The organism is Frischella japonica (assembly GCF_014489845.1).
GTDB lineage: Bacteria > Pseudomonadota > Gammaproteobacteria > Enterobacterales > Orbaceae > Frischella > Frischella japonica.
This window is the reverse complement of the sequence record NZ_JABURY010000016.1, coordinates 235344-255957: the sequence shown is the minus strand read 5'-3', so window position 1 is coordinate 255957 and position 20614 is coordinate 235344. Positions and strand designations below refer to the sequence as shown.

Genomic DNA, 20614 nt, shown 5'->3' with positions numbered 1-20614 from the left:
TCGCCAACGATGAATACTACGGCTCAAATTCAGGCTAAGGATTAAACTGTTCCCCATACTTCTTTGGCAATATCGGTAACTAAAGCAATTTTAGCCCATTGTTGTTCTTCCGTTAAAGCGTTACCCTCTTCGGTAGAAGCAAAACCACATTGGGTACTTAGGCATAGCCGTTCTATAGGTAAATATTGACTGGCTTCTTTAATGCGTTTTATCACAGCTTGTTTATCTTCCAATTCACCTACTTTAGATGAAATCAAACCTAATACTACTTGTTTATCACCTGATACTTTGGCAAGCGGAGAAAAGTCGCCAGCACGCTCTGTATCGAATTCTAGATAGTAGGCATGCACATTTTCACGGGCGAAGAGATATGAGGCAACGGGTTGATAACCTCCACTAGCAGCCCAGGTTGAGCGATAATTACCCCGACAAACATGTGTTGTTAAGACTAAATCTGGTGGTGCATTAACGATCGCAGCATTATTAAGCTGTACAAATATTTCTGCTAAATCTTGTATAGATTGGCTGATAACAGTGGCATTTGATGCACAATTGCAATCACATTTTGAAGCTGAATTGGCAACGCCTGCATTGTTATAACGACTATCTACCATCATACCCCAAGTACAATCATCAAGTTGTACATTACGGCAACCAATGGCATAAATTTGTTGAATAAATGTTTGATAAGCATTGGCAATATCTTGTAACAAATCTGTTTGTGAAGGATAAATGCTTTCAGTCGCTGCTTTATTTTCGGGACGATAGAGCTCTTTAAAAAATTGAGCTGGAGCAGGGATGGTGATGCGCGGAACAATATCACTTTCAGCAAATGGTAATAGAAAACGGAAATGCTCAATGAAAGGATGATTTTCACCACTTATTTTACCAGTTAAACGTGCTGTTTCGGGACGTGACTCGACACCCTGGAACTTGTAACCTTCCTTAAGTGAAGCTTTTTCAACACCTTGTAATCCCCACATGAAATCAAGATGCCACCAGCTACGACGAAATTCACCGTCAGTGATGACATGAAGCCCAGCCGCTTTTTGCTTAGCAACCAATTCAGTTATTGCTCTGTTTTCGATATCGGTTAATTCTTTTTGCGTTATTTTGCCATCTACAAATTGTGTTCGGGCTTGAATTAAAAAATCAGGTCTTAGGTAACTGCCGACAACGTCTGCCCGAAATGGGGGATTTAGTAATGTTTTCATAGTGACTCCTTCAATTTTTTATTTTTTGATACGGCTTTATAATAACCACACATATAGCAGAAATTAATAATGGCAATGCTAAAATAAAGAAATAATAATTTGGTGTTAATTTAGCCGAAATTAGCAACCCAGCAACATAAGGTCCTAGGGTACCTCCTAATCGAGCAAGACCTAATACAATACCTGTGCCAGTTGTTCTGATCTGGGGAGGGTAGATGGTTGGGGTCGTTGCATATAATCCAGCCATTGCGCCAAAAATAGTATAACCAATAAATGCAATTAAACTAAATAATAAAGGTAAACTATTACTACTCAAACCGAATCCAGTGACGAACACAAAAGCCATGACAAGCATGATCGCAGTGATTTTGGTAACCACATATTTTTTTGATAACCAGCCCATGGATATGCCGCCGGTAATACCAATAATATTCATAATTAATGAAGCGGTAATACTGAGATCTTTAGAATGACCTAAATTAACTAATATTTTAGGTGTCCAATTGATAAGAAAATAAAATGAACTCATCAACATAGAAACACTAATACATAGCAAGAGGGTCGCCTTAAAAATAGCAGGATTAAAAAGTAAGCTAAATTGTTGAATGCCAAGTGCATGATCCTGTTGTTCGACTTTAGGGAAAGTTGCACATGTGTTTAATTGTAATTTTTCTAATAAATGATTAAGCCTTAGCAAGGCTTGCTCATTATTTTTCGTCAAGATAAAATCAAGTGATTCTGGCAAAAACAAAAATACGATTGGAATCATAATGATGGAAAAGATTCCACCCAAATAAAAAACATATTGCCAACCGAAATATTTGATAACAAAAATATAAATGATACCACCTATTACCGAACCAACTGTATAGCTTGCAGCCATAATACTGATCATTAATGAACGATACTGATTTGATGAATATTCGGCAATAACGGTATTGATACCAGGTAATATAGCGCCCATTCCAAGTCCTGCGAATACACGGGCAATGACCAATTCGAGAAAATGAGTTGATAGCGCTGAGGCGATCATACCAACAGATAAAATAACCAAACAGATAAGAATAATAATTCGCCGCCCGAATTGATCAGCAAAGAGGGGAATGACCAAGGAGCCAACCACCATACCGATTAAGCCAGCACTAAATAATAATCCTAATTGTTCTGGTGCTAAGTTCCATTGTTCTGATATTGATGGCGCGACAAATGCGATGGTCATCACATCATAACCATCAATCATACTAATTAAAATACAGACAATAATAGCTAAAATTTGGAAATGATTCATCGGTCGATCATTGATGATTTGTTTAATTTGTGCAACTTTCATTAAGTTTTCTCATTTTTCAAAGACAATGCTTATTGCTGTTAGGTAAAGCGATTAGCTCGATAATTATGTTAGACAAAGTCAAATAATCAGCTGAAAAATTGACAATTTTAAAAACATCATCAATGTGACTTAACGTCTTATAAAAATAAGAAGTTAAATCGTTCAACTTATTGTCTTAATCTGGCGAATTAGGGGGGGCACTTCGGATTAATGAATTTCAATCGATCCCCAAACAGATTGTGCAATTTCAACCGTTAATTGTAGTTTTGCTTTTTGATCTGATAGTGTCACATTATTACCATGCACCGTACTACTGAATCCACACTGTGGTGAAAGTGCTAATTGATCTATCGATGCATATTTGGCAGCTTGATCGATACGGCGTTTGATATCATTTTGATTTTCTAATTGGGGAAATTTGCTAGAGATTAAGCCTAAAATAGCAATTTTTCCTTTAGGCAGATATTTTAAAGGTTCAAATCCACCACTACGATCATCATCATATTCAAGAAAATAACCATCTAGATTCATTTCACTCAATAAAGCTTCTGCAACCGGCCCATAATGTCCACTTGCCGCAAAAGTACTTTTAAAGTTACCACGACATAAATGGATTGTTAACACTAAATCTTTGGGTTTTAAATTAACAACTTTATTAATGAATTCGGCATACTTAAAGGGTAATAAGTTTGGATCATCACCACGTTTTCGAGCTGCCTCACGCATTTTTTCATCACATAAATAAGCGAGATTAGTGTCATCCATTTGAACATGGCGACATCCGGCTTGATGAAGTGCAATTAATTCTTGTGCATAAGCTTGGGCAACATCATTATAAAAATCCGGTTCTAGAACTGGATAAGCTTGTTTATCAATACCATTACGACCGCCACGAAAATGTAACATCGTTGGTGATGGAATCGTCACTTTTGCCACTGAACTAGGGGTTATTTGGCTATTTAAATATTTAAAGTCAGCGAGTTGAATATCTTTAACATGTTTTACTTTTCCCGTGACACGAATATTAGGTGGTAGCAATTTTTCTTTACCATTATTATCAATTACTGTAGCGGGTGCGTCAGTAGTGACTCCACCAAGTTGTTGTAAAAAATCTAAGTGAAAATAAGTGCGACGAAATTCTCCATCTGTGATACTACGAATGCCAACTTGTTCCTGAAATTTCACAATATCTACAATCGCTTTATTTTCTATTTCTCTTAACTGTTCGATATTAATTTGTTGGTTAGCAAATTGCGCACGAGCATCAAGTAGAAATTGTGGTCGTAAAAAGCTACCAACATGATCTGCACGAAAGATGGGATAAGTATTCATTATTATTTCCTTATAATTATCTTTATTGTATTAGGATGGAGAAACGTCAAAATCAATAATAATTATAAGAGTGATTATTAATTATTAACAAATTGATAATGTTTATATTTATCTATAGTTTTTAACTATAACGAAATAGAGACAATAATAATTTTGAAGATATTTTATTGAGGGGATTTGTTTTTAATATTGTTATAAATCATATTATGTTTTATAAAATGTTTTGCTTTCTGAGTTTAACTGTATATAATCACATAATCTGTATAAAAAAACAGGGATAATTATGAAGGCACTTACACAGCGTCAACAGCAAATTTATGATTTAATTAAAGATCATATTAGTTCAACCGGAATGCCACCAACCCGTGCTGAAATTGCTAAGCAATTGGGGTTTCGTTCCGCTAATGCCGCAGAAGAACATTTAAAAGCACTCGCGCGTAAGGGGGCAATCGAAATGATCGCCGGTTCATCACGTGGTATTCGTCTATTAATGGAAGAAGAGATATCAACTGGATTACCATTGATAGGGCAAGTTGCTGCAGGCTCACCAATTTTAGCACAAGAACACATTGAAGGGCATTTTCAAATCGATCCAAATTTATTTAAACCAAATGCCGATTTTTTGCTGCGAGTTAATGGAATGTCAATGAAAAATATTGGTATATTAGATGGTGATCTTTTAGCAGTACACAAAACACAGGATGTACGTAATGGACAAGTTGTTGTTGCCCGAATTGGCGATGAGGTAACTGTTAAGCGATTAGAGCGTCGTGGTTCAAAAATCCGTTTATTAGCTGAAAATGAAGATTTTTCACCTATTAATGTTGATTTAAAAACGCAAGAATTTGAGATTGAAGGACTCGCTGTTGGTGTAATTCGTAACGCTTCTTGGATGTAATTTAACATGAAATGAGTTAATATACCTTACTAGCTATTTTTATGAGGTAATTAGCAATGTGGCTTTTCTGGCTATTTGAAATATTAGCATTAATTGCAGTTTTTGTTCTAATTTTTCTGTATTGTCATTGGTTTAAAAAACGATTTTGGTCTTTTTTAAAGCAATATCTTAAATGGATAGCTCTGGTCATTTTAGCGGTCTGGCTATTGATCGCTGTTTTATGTTGGCATCACCTTTATGATGCAACTTTTTGCTATTTTAGAGGTGTTAGCATGAAGGCGAATACGAAATATTCGCTATTTTTAGGTGAATGCCAAATTGAAACGCCTAGTGGAGCTTATGTTCCAGTGCAAAGAGCCAGAGCGCTGCCTGGTAATTCTGAGCACCATGACGATTATCAAGATTATGGTTATAACTGATTTTTTGTTTTATTAAGTTGGTAGCGACCTTATTGGTCGCTTTTTAATTTCTTTGATTTTATTAGTTATTGAAAGGTAATAAATTTTCGACATACGATGATTTATTCATTTTTAATGATTATTTTGTGATCAATGACAAAACTATTGATAAATTATTAAAAACATAAAAATATAACCTATTGACTTTAAACAATTTATTAACAATGCAATAGTTTATTTAATAAATAAAATTGAATAACTATTAATTTTTTAACATTTTTATTTTGCAATTTGCTAAAATATGTTCACACACTTAAAATTGTTAAAATGTAAAATTTGGAGTTATCATGGCAGTTGCTGTTAATAAACGTTCTGTAATGACTTTATTTTGTGACACAACAGATATTTATGGTCATCAGATTCGTTTGGTTTTAGCGGAAAAGGGTATAACGGCCGAAATCGAATTTGTGCAAGCAAACAACTTACCGCAAGAGTTATTAGATCTCAACCCTTATGGTTCAATTCCAACATTAATTGATCGCGATTTAACCCTTTACGAGCCACATATTGCAATGGAATATCTTGATGAACGTTTTCCTCATCCGCCATTAATGCCTGTTTATCCTATTGTGCGAGCCAATGCTCGTTTGACGATGTATCGGATTCGTAAAGAATGGTATAGTGCATATCAAACAATTATTGATGATCCCAAATCACCGGAAGCAAAAGTAGCGCGTAAATCGTTACAGGATGATCTGACAGCTGTTTCAGTGATGTTTAAAGAGACACCTTATTTTATGAGTGAAGACTTCACATTGTGTGATTGTTATTTTGCTCCGTTATTATGGCGCTTACCGTTATTGGATATAACGCTACCTAAGGTCGCTGAAAAACATTACCTCAATTATATGGCACGGGTATTTGAACGCCCTGGGTTTATTGAATCATTAACTGAAGACGAAAAAAAAATTAGAGCTTAATATAATGGAAGTTACCGAAATGACCCCGCGTCGTCCTTATCTTTTTCGAGCAATGTATGATTGGATTCTAGATAATGAATTAACACCTTATATTATGGTTAATACCACTGTCGATGGGGTGATGGTGCCCACCGAATTCATTAAAGACAACCAAATTATACTTAATATTGCGCCACATTCAGTGGGGCAATATTGCATGACGAATCAACAAATTGAATTTAATGCCAGATTTTCTGGTACGCCACAACATATTATTGTACCGATGGCTGCTGTCGAAGCGATTTATGCTAGAGAAAACGGTGTTGGATTAGGATTCGAGCATGAATCGCAATACGATAAAAAAGAACCAGCACCAAATAAAACCACTAATCCTTTCCGGGTGGTAAAATAAGTAACAATAAAGAGTTACTATACATGTTATTAATCTACTAACTTAATAATATAAACGAGCAAATAAAAATGGGTCATAATGACCCTTTTTTATTTCTGTTTTTTTCTTGTAAAATTAGCATGATTACTAACTTATGCTTGGTAGTTCGGCAAGTTTGACAATAATGCCTGCTCCATCAGCTTTTACTTCATTAATAACAACGTCTAATTTATCAAGTAGTTGATAAGTTGTTGTTTGATTAATGGTAATCTTTCCAGCTTCTGGTTGAATAGAAATTTCATCGCGTATCGGATGTAATAATGATAAAGGCAAAAAAGCAATTGCACCAATTTCAGTCAATCTTACTCTTGCTCCCCCACGGTTAATATCGATAATTTCAGCTGTAAAAGATTGATCTAACTTATCACTTAAATATTGGCTATATAACTTTTGATTAATATCACGTTCAGCTAACCGGAGAGCTTTACGACGTTCATTAATAACAGTAAGAACCTGTTGTTCGGGAGGTGTCGTTGATTGATTAAGTATTAGTGCTTTGAGCAATCGGTGATTAGCTAAATCGCCATATTTTCTGATTGGCGACGTCCATGTTGCGTAAGCAGATAATCCCATACTAAAATGAGCACTTGGTGTGGTGGCAAAATCTACTATGCTTAAAAATCGTCTTAAACGATATTCTAATAACGGATTGTCATCAATTGTTCGACGCAAAGTTTTATAGCCTTCAAGTGTTGCTAATTGTTCTTTAGTAAGTTGGTCAATCTGCTGTTCGGCTAATAATTTCATCACTAAGTCTAGATACTTAGCTTCAAAACCATTGTGTATATTGAAAATACCAAAACCAAGTTCAGAGGCCATTTTATGCGTAAATGCTTGATTGGCAATGACCATCATTTCTTCAACAATTTTATGTGCTATCCGTCTTGATTCTTTTAAAATATTAGTTAACTGTAAATGTTCATCAAATATAAAGCGGTATTCATTTTTATCTTTAAATACTAATGCATGCTCGGAACGCCATTGGATTCTAAGTTTAGCTAATTGCTCGAATAATGCTAACTGTTGCGGTAAACTCGCAATTGGCGTTGTTAGTGGTATATTGTCTTCAATAAAATCGGATACTTCACTGTAACTTAATTTAGCTTTAGATGTAACCCAAGCTAAGGTGAATCGCGTTGCTGAATAGATTATTTCTCCTTGTGAGTTTATGGTGATTTGGGCTACTACAGCTGGGCGTTTTTCATGTGGTTTCAATGAACACAGATCATTAGCTAATACTTTTGGTAACATTGATATAGTATAATTTGGTAAATAAGTACTAAAACTGCGTTGCACAGCTTGTTGATTGGTAGCACTTTCAGCAATAAAATAAGTACTTGGATCGGCAATGGCGATTGAAAGTAAAAAATGATGATTGTCATCAGTAGTAATGCTAATTGCATCATCCATGTCTAGCGTTTCTTTACTATCAATGGTAAAAAAATCGATATCCGTAAAATCCTGCCGCACTTTTGATTCTGCCTCATTTAATGTGAAAAGCTCATCTAGCGGTGCTGCGGTTTCTAAATTATGCCGAGCAAGTGTTTTTAGCCATAATAAATCAGGCGCAGAATCTTCGGCAACAAATTGCATGGCTTCGGCGATAAACATATGTTTATCGTTTTCAAGAGCATGAGTAAGTAATTTTGCTTTGACCCAGTCACCGTTTTTTAGTTGATGATTTAGATGACCATTCACCTTACATTTAATGAATTTATGAGGCAAATTTTCTGGCACTATAGTCATCATTTTATTATTATACGTAATCCTACCTAAAAAAGATTGTAATGATGATTCAATAATTGTTTCGGGCTCGAAAGATTCTTTATCATTTTTAGTAATGATTTGCCCACTAACTCTGTCACCATTAACGACATTTTTCATATGTTGTGAGGCAATGAAATAACTTTTTTTATTATCCGTTTCTAAAAAACCAAAACCTTTTTCATGAGCGTGAATAATACCTTCCACTCTAGGGGTTTGTTGATAAAGTTGTTGTTTTAATTGTGCCAAGAGTGGATTATTTTGTAACATAATTTTATTTTTTGCCGTTAAAAGTTTTATGATTTTAACATAACTTAAACGATAAGTCTGAATTTGTCTGGATTTTATGAGTGATTTTGATTATTTTAACTTAAATGTGGGGGAAGTTTGTAACTGTTGTTAAAAAAGAGCATATACTAATTATGCCGTCTTATATTGTGTTTTATTGAATCCATTAAATTACACCTTTTATATCGCTATGAAACTGAATTATAAAATTCAAGGTCAAGGACCTACAATACTGCTATTACATGGCTTATTTGGTAATTTAGACAACCTTGGTATTATTGCGCGTGCTTTTAACCATCAATACCAAATTATTCAAGTAGATTTACGTAATCATGGTTTATCGCCCTGGTCTAATAATATGAATTATACTGTCATGGCTGAGGATATTGTCGAATTAATTCAATCGTTAGCAGTCGAAGAGCTGATTATTATTGGCCATTCAATGGGGGGAAAAGTTGCCATGCGATTAACTGAAATGATTCCAACTAGAATAAAATCTTTGATCATTTTAGATATTGCCCCTGTTATTTATACCGCTGATTCACATAGTCAAGTATTTAAAGCGATTAATGCTTGTACCTCTTATATTCAAGGTCAGCAAGTACCTAATGACCGTAATACAGTGCAACAAGTAATGATTCAATATCTGAGTCAATCGACAATCCAATTTTTATTGAAATCCTACAAATCGGATCATTGGTTATTTAATTTTCCAGTCATCGAAAAACATTATTCAGATATTCTTGGTTGGCAAGATATAACGCCTTACTATCAGCCAGTGTTATTTATTAAAGGAAGTCATTCTGAATATATTAAACAGGAATATCATAGCGATATTCTAAACCAATTTCCTTATGCAGTTATCGAAACGGTTGAGTCAGCAGGTCATAATGTTCATTCTGAACAACCTCAAACGGTTATTGCTTTAATTGAGCAATGGATTAATCATTAATACCTAACATAAATTAAATAGATTGTAATGGTATAATCTTTTTCATAAACATCGATAAGCGGTTAGGTTTTGTATTAATTTAGTATGACATTAACCTATTTTAATGTATAATTAGTGCGTTTTGTTTGAAGATCATCATTTCATGTTCCGTACGGCTAATGAGAGCTTTACTAATAATTTCCTAATTGCTGATTTTATCTCAATGCCCCTTTGTTAAGGGAGGTATTATTCAGTAGATTTGTCATTAGTCGTAACAATGAAGGTGATCTCTTTATTTTATTTATTTAATGGAGATTTACTTTGTTTAAACCAACTATTCAAAAATTCCAATATGGCCGTCATACTGTTACTTTAGAAACCGGTATTATGGCTCGTCAGGCAACTGCTGCTGTTATGGTTAATATGGACGATACTGAGGTATTTGTTACTGTTGTTGCTGATAAAAAAGTTAAAGAAGGTCAAGATTTTTTCCCTCTAACCGTTAATTACCAGGAACGGACTTATGCTGCCGGGCGCATCCCTGGTGGATTTTTTAAACGAGAAGGTCGTCCTAGTGAAGGTGAGACGTTAATAGCACGTTTAATTGATCGTCCTTTACGCCCATTATTCCCTGAAGGGTTTGTTAACGAAATTCAAATCATTGCTACTGTTGTGTCAGTTAATCCACAGGTGAGTCCAGACTTAGTTGCTATGATTGGAGCTTCAACTGCCTTATGTTTATCTGGTGTACCATTTCATGGTCCGATTGGTGCAGCAAGAGTCGGCTTAATTGATGGTGAATTTGTGCTTAATCCATTAGTTGATGAATTACCGAAAAGTCGTTTAGATCTTGTGGTGGCCGGTACTGAAAGTGCGGTATTAATGGTTGAGTCAGAAGCTGATCTACTATCTGAAGAACATATGTTAGCCGCGGTAGTGTTTGGGCATGAGCAACAACAAGTTGTTATTAATAATATCAATGAGTTTGTGGCTAAAGCGGGCTGTGAAAAATGGGATTGGGTTGCACCAGCTAAAAATGAAGCCTTATATAATTCAGTGGCTGAACTAGCTAAAGAGCGTATTGGTCAAGCTTATCATATTACGCAAAAACAAGAGCGTTATGCCCAAATTGATCAAATTAAAGAAGATGTTTTAGCAGCATTAAAAGCGAATAATGAAGAATTAAATGAGATTGAAGTATTAAATATTATTACTGAGATTGAGAGCCAAACAGTACGTCAACGCGTATTAGCGGGTGAACCACGTATTGATGGTCGTGAAAAAGATATGATTCGAGCGCTTGATGTACGTACTAATCTATTAGCAAGAACACACGGTAGTGCATTATTTACACGAGGTGAGACGCAAGCATTAGTTACAGCGACGCTTGGTACTGAGCGTGATGCACAAATTATTGATGAATTAACTGGTGAAGTAACTGATCGTTTCTTATTCCACTACAACTTTCCTCCTTATTCAGTCGGTGAAACTGGAATGGTTGGTTCTCCTAAACGTCGTGAAATTGGTCATGGTCGTTTAGCCAAACGTGGCGTGGCTGCGGTAATGCCTAAGCCAAGTGAATTCCCATATACAGTGCGTGTCGTTTCTGAGATTACTGAATCTAATGGATCATCTTCAATGGCTTCTGTTTGTGGTGCTTCACTTGCATTGATGGATGCTGGTGTACCGATTAAAGCTTCTGTTGCCGGTATTGCGATGGGATTGGTAAAAGAAGGTGATAACTTCGTGGTATTGTCTGATATTCTTGGTGATGAAGATCATCTGGGAGATATGGACTTCAAAGTTGCTGGAACAAACGAAGGTATAAGTGCATTGCAGATGGACATCAAAATTGAAGGTATCACCAAAGAAATTATGCAAATAGCCTTAAATCAGGCTAAAGGGGCACGTTTACATATTTTAAGTGTTATGGAACAGGCAATTAATCGCCCTCGTGAAGAAATTTCTGAGTTTGCTCCACGTATTTATACGATGAAAATTAATCCAGAAAAAATTCGCGATATTATTGGTAAAGGTGGTGCAACCATTCGTGCTTTAACTGAAGAAACTGGAACAACAGTTGAAATTGAGGATGATGGTACAGTTAAGATTGCTGCATCAGATGGCAATAAAGCTAAAGCTGCAATGAAACGTATCAATGATTTAACTGCTGAAGTTGAAGTAGGTCAAATTTATAATGGTAAAGTTGTTCGTATTGTTGATTTTGGAGCATTTGTATCGATAATTGGTGGTAAAGAAGGCTTAGTTCATGTGTCTCAAATTGCTGATCATCGTGTAGAAAAAGTTACTGATGTTTTATCTGTTGGTCAAGAAGTGTTAGTTAAAGTGTTGGAAATCGATCGTCAAGGTCGCATTCGTTTAAGTATGAAAGATGCGATTAATAGCGGTAGTGAGTCTTCACCATCATCTAGCGCCAATAGCGCAGAGTAATAATTATCGCTATACGTATTTATGTATTAGTAAAAGATGATTAAACACGGGAGCTTATTATGAAAATATACAACTTGAAAAAACTATGGTTTTTATTATGCACCGTTGCAATTTCGAGTTGTATATCAGGTTGTCAGATGTTACATTCTGATAATGTTTCATTAATGGCTGTACCTTTACAAGTTTCATTTGAAAATGAAGCGAAAATTGCGAAATTGAGCCAGCAGTTATATATCAAAGATATTGATAATGATACGAAAATGCAGCTATTATATAAGCGTGCGGTTCTTTATGATGAGATTGGGTTAAAAGCGTTTGCGCAGCGTGATTTTACTCATATACTCAATATCGACAGTACAGTACCTGAAGTTTATAATTATCTCGGGATATCAGCAGCAAATAATGGTGATTATGATGCTGCGTTTTTATCCTTTAATTCAGCAATAGAGCTCGATCCCAACTATTATTACGCTTATTTCAACAGAGCAGTTGCGTTATATCAATATCAACGATATCAATCTGCTTTTGATGATATTTTAACGTATTACCGCTTTGATATTAATGATCCACTAAGATTGCTTTGGATTTATTTAATAGCGGAAAAATTGGATCAGGCTAAAGCCAAATCACTATTAATTGATGCTTATAATCAATTGGCTGATAAAACCGTTTGGGGTAGCGATATCGTTGCCTTTTATCTTGGTAAAATTAGCGAAAAACAATTGATGGATAATATTCAACAAGGTGTTGATAATAATAAAATTTTAGCGCAACGCCTTTGTGAAACTTATTTTTACTTAGGAAAATATTACCAAAGTAAAGGTAACAATAAACGTGCCGAAGTGTTATTTAAGTATGCATTAGCAAATAATGTCTATAATTATTTAGAACACAAACAGGCACTCTTTGAAATAAAACAACTGACTGATAAACAGTAAGTTGTATAAGGTCATGCCAGTTTAGATGTGAATATTAGTTATAGCAGCGTTCTTTATTTAACCATCTGATGGATTTTACTCATATTATTAATGAATTCGTTTTAATTTATTTGTCAATATCTCTTATATATTAAGGATAGTGATGATATTTTTATCTGATTTAAGAATTTAAATTGGCTAATGTAAAACCAACAACCATTAAAGAAGTATGAGAACGATCGTGAGATGTTTTGTTATTTTTGGGTGAGTTGTTATATTCATTACGTAGGCTGGCATTATTAGTTGTTAACCAAACTGTTGTTATACAGTTTAGAGCGAGTTTACATGACAAAAGAAATTTCTTTCATCGACCTTGGTTTATCCGAGGAAATCTTAAATGCATTAACTGATCTTGGTTTCTCAAAACCATCACCGATTCAAACCGAATGTATTCCTTTATTATTAGAGGGCAATGATGTGCTTGGAATGGCACAGACTGGAAGTGGTAAAACAGCTGCGTTTTCAATTCCGTTCTTAATGAAAGTCGATCCTGATTTAAAAGCGCCACAGGTGTTGGTACTTGCTCCAACACGAGAACTAGCTATACAGGTAGCTGAAGCCTGTACTGAATATGCTAAATATATGAAAGGTATCAAAGTATTAGCCCTTTATGGTGGTCAACGTTATGATGTACAATTACGTGCCTTAAAACAAGGACCACAAATTGTGGTAGGAACACCAGGTCGATTACTTGATCATTTAAATCGAAAAACACTTGATCTTTCTAATCTAAAAGGATTAGTACTGGATGAAGCTGATGAAATGTTACGCATGGGATTTATTGATGATGTTGAAAGTATCATGGCAGCGATTCCTGATGATCACCAAACAGCATTATTTTCAGCAACTATGCCTGCGCCGATTCGTCGTATTACCAAACGTTTTATGCATAATCCACAAGAAGTGCAAATTAAATCTACTAATCAAACGGCACCAGATATCGATCAAAGCTATTGGTTAGTGAGAGGTGTACGTAAAAATGAAGCATTAATCCGCTTTTTGGAAGCAGAAGATTTCGATGCGGCAATTATTTTTGTGCGTACCAAATCAGCAACGCTAGAAGTCGCTGATATTTTAGAACAACACGGTTATAGTAGCGCGGCATTAAACGGCGATATGACGCAACAATTACGTGAACAAACACTCGATCGTTTACGTAATGGTCGTTTGGATATTTTGATTGCTACTGATGTAGCTGCACGTGGTTTGGATGTTGAGCGAATCAGTTTAGTGATTAACTATGATATCACCTTAGATTCAGAGTCATATGTTCATCGTATCGGTCGTACTGGTCGTGCAGGACGAGCTGGGCGAGCAATATTGTTTGTAGATAGTCGTGAACGTCGTTTATTACGTAATATTGAACAGACCATTAAAAAACCTGTACCAGAAGTATCATTACCAAATAAAGAACTTTTGGAACAGCGTCGTTTAGCTAAGTTTTCGCAACGTGTTGCACAGCAGATTGAAGCAAAGGATTTGGATAATTACCGTGAACTTTTACCGAAACTATTACAAAGTGATGACACCGATATGGAAACCCTCGCTGCAGCATTATTAAAGCTAGCGCAAGGTGAACGTCCGCTTATTTTACCACCTGATCCAGAATTTAAACCATCTCGTGCTGATCGTGAGCGTCCAGATCGCCGTTTGAAAGGGGATAAACGTGAATCACCGAAACGACGTGAGCGTCGTGATGTTGGAGAAATGGATCTTTATCGTATTGAAGTGGGTAAAGAAAACGGTGTGGATGTTCGTAATATTGTTGGGGCTATTGCCAATGAAGGTGATATTAGTAGCCGTTATATTGGTAATATCAAACTGTATGAAAAATATTCAACAGTGGAATTACCGAAAGATATGCCAAAGGATTTATTGCGTCATTTTGAAACAGTACGTGTTATGAATATTCCAATGAATATGCGTTTAGTTGATAATCGTAATGATGCTAAAAAAGGTAATCGTCGCGGTGTACGTAAATCGGATAGCCCATTTGATGATATGCCAAAGCGTCGTGGTAGACCGAGTTCAAAAAGTAATGATAGTGAAGGAGCAGTGAAACGTCGCGCCGGACGTAAATCTAACTAGTCACAAAATCATTTTACTAGCGAAAAAACCCGAATCAATAGGATTCGGGTTGTTATAATAATAAAATTTAATTACTTATAACAAACGTTTAATGATTCGGTCGATCTGAATACGACCTAAACGATTGATGAGTTTCTGTACTTGTATAGGATAGAATTGACTAGCTTGAATTTGTTGGAAATGGTTCACTAACAATGTTTTAACACGTATCTGTTGCAATTCTTGTCTAAATTGACTATATAATTGCTGTTTTGGATCATGGACTAAGATACCATTTTCTAAATCCAGTCGCCAAGCGCGCGGATTGATATTGTTTCCGGTAATAAGTACCCATTCATCGTCAACCCAAATTCCTTTTAAATGGTAACTATTATCTTCATCTTTCCATAATCTGATAATTAATTGTTCTTTATCTATATATGGCTGTAATCGTTCAATAAATTGACGTAAATTAACTTCGTATAGATAAGGTAATCCACCGATAATATTAAATGGTTGATCTTCTGGAATATAAAAGTCATTAGCGGTTTTATCACCGACGATAATTTCAACCTTTTTACCTTTTCTCAATTGACGAATAATATCTTTTATAATTATCTGAGGAAGATTAAAGTATGGTGTACAAAATACGATTTTTTCATTTGCACTCAAAATTAGATGGTGGATGACTTGATTCAGCTGATTACTTTTTCCCAAACCAACTATCGGCGTAACACTTAATGAACTGTTAAGGCTGTCACCTTTAAATTGATAATTTGCTTGTGCTAAATGATGACGGAAAACTTTAATTGCTGATTTTAATTGTTTACGCGTCTTAAGATTATCACTGTCTAGCCGTTGGACAGCTTCATAAGTTAGAAATTGTTGATCAATGAACGTTACCATACTATCAGCTAAAATTGGATTAGTGATAATGTGATAGCGATCGTAGCGGTACTTATCGAGCTTATGTAAATACACATTATTAATACTAGCCCCCGTATACAGCAGAGTATCATCAATGATACTGCCTTTTAAATGTAAAACGCCTAACACTTCACGACGATTCACTGGTACGCCATATATAGCAACATCAATTTCTGGGTTCTGTTGTTTTAATTGATGATAAAAATGTGCATTGGTATCGGCCATACCTTCACCAATTCGACCACGTTGAGCACGGTGCCAGTCGACAAAAATTTTAACATCTAATTGTGGGTTATTACGTTTAGCCTCGTAGATCGCTTGCAGGATTTCTTGACCTGCTTCATCGCGTTCAAGATAAAGGGCAATAATATAGATACGCTTTTGAGCACACTTAATTGCATTAAGTAATGTTTGTCGGTATTCGTTAGGTGTGGCTAAAATCTGATAATTTTCAGGTTGCTGTTCTAACTTAACTAATTCATTAAGATACTTCTGATGATTATATTTAATAAAAGGTATTCGCATAAGATTATTTATTATTTTTACGCTTAAAATTTTCCATAGGATACCATATTTTATTCAATTGGTATATTTTGGTAGATAACGTATTGAAATAACAGTTAACTTTTCGAAAGATGTCAATAATCCTGAATATTTGAAACCCAATATTTTGCCTGTTTTATCAGATAATCGTTGTAATATACTGCGACCCATTCGAAAAGAAGCACAAAAAAATGTTTTGAGTTAGATCCATCCTTTAAGAAAATCATCCTCTAAAATTTTTTGTGTGACATCGAATCGGTAAAGTTGACCTTGATCGATGATGGCAACATGTTGGGCCAATGCTTTAACTTCATTGATATTATGTGAAATATATAAAATAGGAATTTTCATTTCAATAGCTAAAAATTGAATATAACGAATTAACTCTTTCTTGCGGGGCATATCTAATGCTGATAATGGTTCATCCATTAATAATAGTTGAGGATTAGATAATAATGCACGGCCTATGGCAACGCGTTGTTTTTCTCCACCAGATAACATAGCCGGATATCGATTTAGTAATCGTCGAATGTTTAATACATCAACAATTTCATCTATTCGATGTTCCATTATGGATTTCATTCCGTAACGTAAATTTTTTAGAACGTTGAAATGCGGAAACAGTAATGCATCTTGAAAAACTGTGGCAATATTACGTTGTTGGGCAGTGATATATTGCTTTTGTTCAATATTAACTAATGTTTTACCATTAAGTTGTATTGAACCGCTATCAGGTTTGATCAAACCATTAATTATGTTAAGTAGTGTAGATTTACCAGAACCAGAAACGCCGAGAATCGCCGTAATTCCCTGACATTCCACAGATTGCTTAAAAGACAATGTAAATCCAGATAACTTTTTTTCAATATTAATGTCCAACATGGTTTAACCCGCTAATTTCCGTTTATGCCAACGATTTAGTTGTTCTGAAGCAATCAAAGCTAATAAAGCTAAAATTATTGATATAATACATAATCGCATTGCTGACTGTTCACCATTTGGGACCTGTAATAAGGTGTACATAGCTAAAGGTATTGTGCGTGTTTCACCTGGAATGTTAGATACAAACGTGATTGTGGCACCAAATTCGCCTAAACACCGAGCAAAACCTAATACAATCCCCATTAAAATCCCTGGTAGTGATAAGGGTAAAGTAATGGTGAAAAATACACGCAATTGATTGGCACCTAGTGTACGGGCAACATTTTCTAGACGGATATCAATCGATTCAATAGCTAATCGAATCGAGCGTACCACTAATGGAAATGCAACTACTGCCGAGGCCAGCGCTGCACCTTTCCAATTAAAGCTGATATTGATACCCAAATAATGATATAACCACTGACCGATTACGCCATGTTTTCCCATTGTCACTAATAATAAATACCCCAGTGCAACTGGAGGCAAAACTAATGGCAAGTGAATAATACTATCGAATAATGATTTACCCACGAATCGACAGCGTGCTAATACCCATGCAGTTAAGATTGCCAAAGGTAAACTGAAAACAATAGCTGCACCTGCAATTTTAAGGCTTAGATACAAAGCTTGCCATTCATAATCATTTAGTATCACAGTGTTACAAAGCCATATTTTTGGAAGATATGTTTAGCTGTTTCACTTTGCAAAAACTCGTAAAATTGGCTCGCAACAGGATTAAGTAAAGTGATTGGATATTCAATTGGTTTAAAACTTTCTGTCGGAAATGTGCCTAAAATTTTTACTTTTTGACTGACTTTGGCATCAGTACTGTAGACAATGCCTAAGGCCGCTTCCTGACGTTCAACTAACATTAATGCATCGCGAACATTACTGGCGCGAGCAAACTGTGGTACAAGCTGATCATAGACACCTAAATTGGTTAATGACTCTTTGGCATATATACCAGCAGGAACATGATCCGGATCACCAATAGCTAATTTTTCATTGCTGGGTAATAAAGCACGCCAATCTGTTTGTTGATTAATGGTCACTGGAGTATGGTAATCTGTAATTGGCGCAATTAACACTAGATCATTTTTCAACAACGTTTGTTTAAATTCTACAACTTGATGGTCAATCAAATAATCCATCCATTTCTGGTCAGCAGAAATAAATATATCCGCAGGAGCACCTTGTTCAATTTGTCGTGCTAATACAGAAGATGATGCAAAAGAAAACACAATATCCATTTCTCTATTTTGGGCTTGGTAAGTTTGACCAATTTCTTGCATCGCGTCGGTTAATGAAGCTGCAGCGAAAACAGTAATTTTTTGTGATGCGTTTGCTGTCAGATTAATAAAGAATGTCGTAACCACAATAAATGTAGCGAATAATTTTTTCATATCCGTTCCTAAAATAAAAAAACTGTTAAAGTAAGCAGTGAATAAAATAATAAATATAGGTTATGATTTAATAAAAACTATTTATGTTTGCGTATTTATCTGTTGGCAAATATTAATAATATCCCGCAACGAAAAAAGCAGCTTTTGAGCTGCTATTTTTATGTTATTGGCCTAAACGATAATTAGGTGGTTCTTTAGTTATTGACACATCATGAACATGACTTTCTTTAATGCCGGCACCAGTTATACGGGTAAATTGTGATTTAGTACGTAATTCTTCAATTGTCCCACATCCAGTTAAGCCCATGCAAGAGCGTAATCCCCCCATTTGTTGGTGGATGATCTCTTTTAAAGGACCTTTATAAGCGATACGACCTTCAATTCCTTCTGGTACTAATTTATCTGCAGCGTTATCGCTTTGAAAATAACGATCGGATGAGCCTTTAGCCATTGCGCCTAAAGAACCCATACCACGATATGCTTTATATGCACGTCCTTGATATAATTCGATTTCACCTGGTGCTTCTTCCGTTCCTGCAAACATAGAACCTACCATGACACAGCTAGCGCCGGCCGCGATAGCTTTAGCAATATCACCAGAATAACGAATTCCGCCGTCAGCAATTACCGGAATATTGTAAGGTTTAGCAGCTTCTACGGCATCCATAATCGCGGTAATTTGTGGTACACCCACTCCAGTTACAATTCGGGTAGTACAAATTGACCCCGGCCCTATACCAACTTTAACAGCACTCACGCCTGCTTTAATCAATGCTAATGCCCCTTCGGCGGTTGCGACATTACCACCAATAATGGGAAGATCAGGATAAGCATCCCGAGCTGCTCTAATTCGCTGTAATACGCCTTCAGAATGCCCATGAGATGAATCGATAAGTAAAACATCTACTCCAGCTTCCACTAATGCAGCTATACGCTCTTCATTACCAGGCGCAGCACCAACAGCGGCACCGACTCGTAAGCGACCTTTTTCATCTTTACAAGCATTGGGTTTCGCTTCTGCTTTCTGGAAATCTCGAACCGTAATCATGCCTTTCAAATGAAATTCATTATCGACAACTAATGCTTTCTCAACACGCCGTTCGTGCATGCGTTGTAATACAATATCCCGTGATTCATTTTCTTGCACTGTAACTAAACGTTCTTTAGGTGTCATAACGGCGGTAACTGGTTGGGTTAAATCTGTGGCAAAGCGGACATCTCTTGCAGTAATAATACCAACCAGATCGTTATGCTGAGTAACTACAGGAAAACCAGCAAATCCATAATCTTTGGCCAGTTTAATTACATCATTAATTGTTGCAGTTGGCAAAACTGTAATTGGATCTTGTACGATACCACTTTCATGCTTTTTTACCCGTTTTACATGCTCGGCTTGTAATTCTATTGGCATGTTTTTATGGATAAATCCAATACCACCTTCTTGCGCTAAAGCGATGGCTAGTGAAGCTTCAGTTACGGTATCCATGGCAGCTGAAATCATAGGTAGATTCAACCGAATCGTCGAGGTTAATTGCGTACTGATATTGGCAGTATTAGGTAAAACAGTCGAATGGGCTGGTACTAACAAAACATCATCAAATGTGAGGGACTCTTTTATTATGCGAGACATAGCAATATTCACCATTAGTAGAAGGAACGTTGTTTATAAATATTGCCAAAGAATTTTACATTTTATTAAAACGAAAAGCCAGCAAATATTTAATATCGACTTCTAATTTTAAGAAATAGGATGTAAGGTG

Annotated in this window: 17 protein-coding genes; 8 read left to right on the top strand and 9 right to left on the bottom strand. The window is 35.7% G+C overall.

Annotated elements, in window-relative coordinates:
• Positions 1 to 41 precede the first annotated feature (41 nt).
• From FcAc13_RS08155 to FcAc13_RS08145, 3 genes are all read right to left on the bottom strand, one after another.
• A complete protein-coding gene (locus tag FcAc13_RS08155) occupies positions 42 to 1214 on the bottom strand; it encodes a 5-methyltetrahydropteroyltriglutamate--homocysteine S-methyltransferase (protein WP_187755712.1) in 1173 nt (390 codons plus the stop codon).
• Between the two features lie 10 nt (positions 1215 to 1224).
• A complete protein-coding gene (locus FcAc13_RS08150) occupies positions 1225 to 2544 on the bottom strand; it encodes an MFS transporter (RefSeq protein ID WP_187755711.1) in 1320 nt (439 codons plus the stop codon).
• Positions 2545 to 2751: 207 nt separating this feature from the next.
• Entirely contained in the window at positions 2752 to 3876 is a 1125-nt protein-coding gene (locus FcAc13_RS08145) for a 5-methyltetrahydropteroyltriglutamate--homocysteine S-methyltransferase (RefSeq protein WP_187755710.1), read from the bottom strand.
• A 283-nt stretch (positions 3877 to 4159) separates the two neighbouring features.
• On the opposite strand from FcAc13_RS08145, the gene lexA reads away from it, so the two are divergent.
• The 4 genes from lexA to FcAc13_RS08125 all read left to right on the top strand — a co-directional run bounded on the left by lexA (position 4160) and on the right by FcAc13_RS08125 (position 6543).
• On the top strand, positions 4160 to 4774 hold the full coding sequence (lexA, locus tag FcAc13_RS08140; protein ID WP_187755709.1) for a transcriptional repressor LexA: 615 nt from the start codon (positions 4160 to 4162) through the stop codon (positions 4772 to 4774).
• Between the two features lie 56 nt (positions 4775 to 4830).
• A complete protein-coding gene (locus FcAc13_RS08135) occupies positions 4831 to 5193 on the top strand; it encodes a hypothetical protein (RefSeq protein ID WP_187755708.1) in 363 nt (120 codons plus the stop codon).
• Between the two features lie 326 nt (positions 5194 to 5519).
• Positions 5520 to 6152, top strand: a complete 633-nt coding sequence (locus tag FcAc13_RS08130; RefSeq protein ID WP_187755707.1) for a glutathione S-transferase N-terminal domain-containing protein — start codon at positions 5520 to 5522, stop codon at positions 6150 to 6152.
• A gap of 4 nt (positions 6153 to 6156) precedes the next feature.
• Positions 6157 to 6543, top strand: a complete 387-nt coding sequence (locus FcAc13_RS08125; RefSeq protein WP_187755706.1) for a ClpXP protease specificity-enhancing factor — start codon at positions 6157 to 6159, stop codon at positions 6541 to 6543.
• Between the two features lie 126 nt (positions 6544 to 6669).
• On the opposite strand, the gene FcAc13_RS08120 is transcribed toward FcAc13_RS08125, so the two are convergent.
• Positions 6670 to 8616, bottom strand: coding sequence for an exoribonuclease II (locus FcAc13_RS08120; RefSeq protein ID WP_187755705.1), 1947 nt, complete (start codon positions 8614 to 8616; stop codon positions 6670 to 6672).
• 208 nt (positions 8617 to 8824) lie between these two features.
• Between FcAc13_RS08120 and FcAc13_RS08115 the strand changes: the two genes are divergently transcribed.
• From FcAc13_RS08115 to FcAc13_RS08100, 4 genes are all read left to right on the top strand, one after another.
• A complete protein-coding gene (locus tag FcAc13_RS08115) occupies positions 8825 to 9586 on the top strand; it encodes an alpha/beta fold hydrolase (RefSeq protein WP_187755704.1) in 762 nt (253 codons plus the stop codon).
• A 300-nt stretch (positions 9587 to 9886) separates the two neighbouring features.
• Positions 9887 to 12016 carry a polyribonucleotide nucleotidyltransferase gene (gene pnp, locus FcAc13_RS08110; protein ID WP_187755703.1) on the top strand — a complete coding sequence of 710 codons (2130 nt, stop codon included), beginning with the start codon at positions 9887 to 9889 and terminating at the stop codon, positions 12014 to 12016.
• A gap of 59 nt (positions 12017 to 12075) precedes the next feature.
• Entirely contained in the window at positions 12076 to 12954 is an 879-nt protein-coding gene (gene nlpI, locus FcAc13_RS08105; RefSeq protein ID WP_187755702.1) for a lipoprotein NlpI, read from the top strand.
• A gap of 324 nt (positions 12955 to 13278) precedes the next feature.
• A complete protein-coding gene (locus FcAc13_RS08100) occupies positions 13279 to 15081 on the top strand; it encodes a DEAD/DEAH family ATP-dependent RNA helicase (RefSeq protein ID WP_187755701.1) in 1803 nt (600 codons plus the stop codon).
• A gap of 75 nt (positions 15082 to 15156) precedes the next feature.
• Here FcAc13_RS08100 and pssA read toward each other — a convergent pair whose 3' ends face one another.
• The 5 genes from pssA to guaB all read right to left on the bottom strand — a co-directional run bounded on the left by pssA (position 15157) and on the right by guaB (position 20484).
• Positions 15157 to 16512 carry a CDP-diacylglycerol--serine O-phosphatidyltransferase gene (gene pssA / locus FcAc13_RS08095; protein ID WP_187755700.1) on the bottom strand — a complete coding sequence of 452 codons (1356 nt, stop codon included), beginning with the start codon at positions 16510 to 16512 and terminating at the stop codon, positions 15157 to 15159.
• A gap of 219 nt (positions 16513 to 16731) precedes the next feature.
• Positions 16732 to 17412 (bottom strand): ATP-binding cassette domain-containing protein, encoded by a 681-nt coding sequence (locus tag FcAc13_RS08090; RefSeq protein ID WP_187755699.1) that lies wholly within the window; start codon positions 17410 to 17412, stop codon positions 16732 to 16734.
• A gap of 3 nt (positions 17413 to 17415) precedes the next feature.
• Complete coding sequence (gene modB, locus FcAc13_RS08085) at positions 17416 to 18105, bottom strand: molybdate ABC transporter permease subunit (RefSeq protein WP_187755698.1); 690 nt, start codon at positions 18103 to 18105, stop codon at positions 17416 to 17418.
• Positions 18102 to 18854, bottom strand: coding sequence for a molybdate ABC transporter substrate-binding protein (modA, locus tag FcAc13_RS08080; RefSeq protein WP_187755697.1), 753 nt, complete (start codon positions 18852 to 18854; stop codon positions 18102 to 18104). Before modA ends, modB begins: the two co-directional genes overlap by 4 nt.
• A gap of 163 nt (positions 18855 to 19017) precedes the next feature.
• Positions 19018 to 20484 carry an IMP dehydrogenase gene (guaB, locus tag FcAc13_RS08075; protein WP_187755696.1) on the bottom strand — a complete coding sequence of 489 codons (1467 nt, stop codon included), beginning with the start codon at positions 20482 to 20484 and terminating at the stop codon, positions 19018 to 19020.
• Between the last annotated feature and the right edge of the window lie 130 nt (positions 20485 to 20614).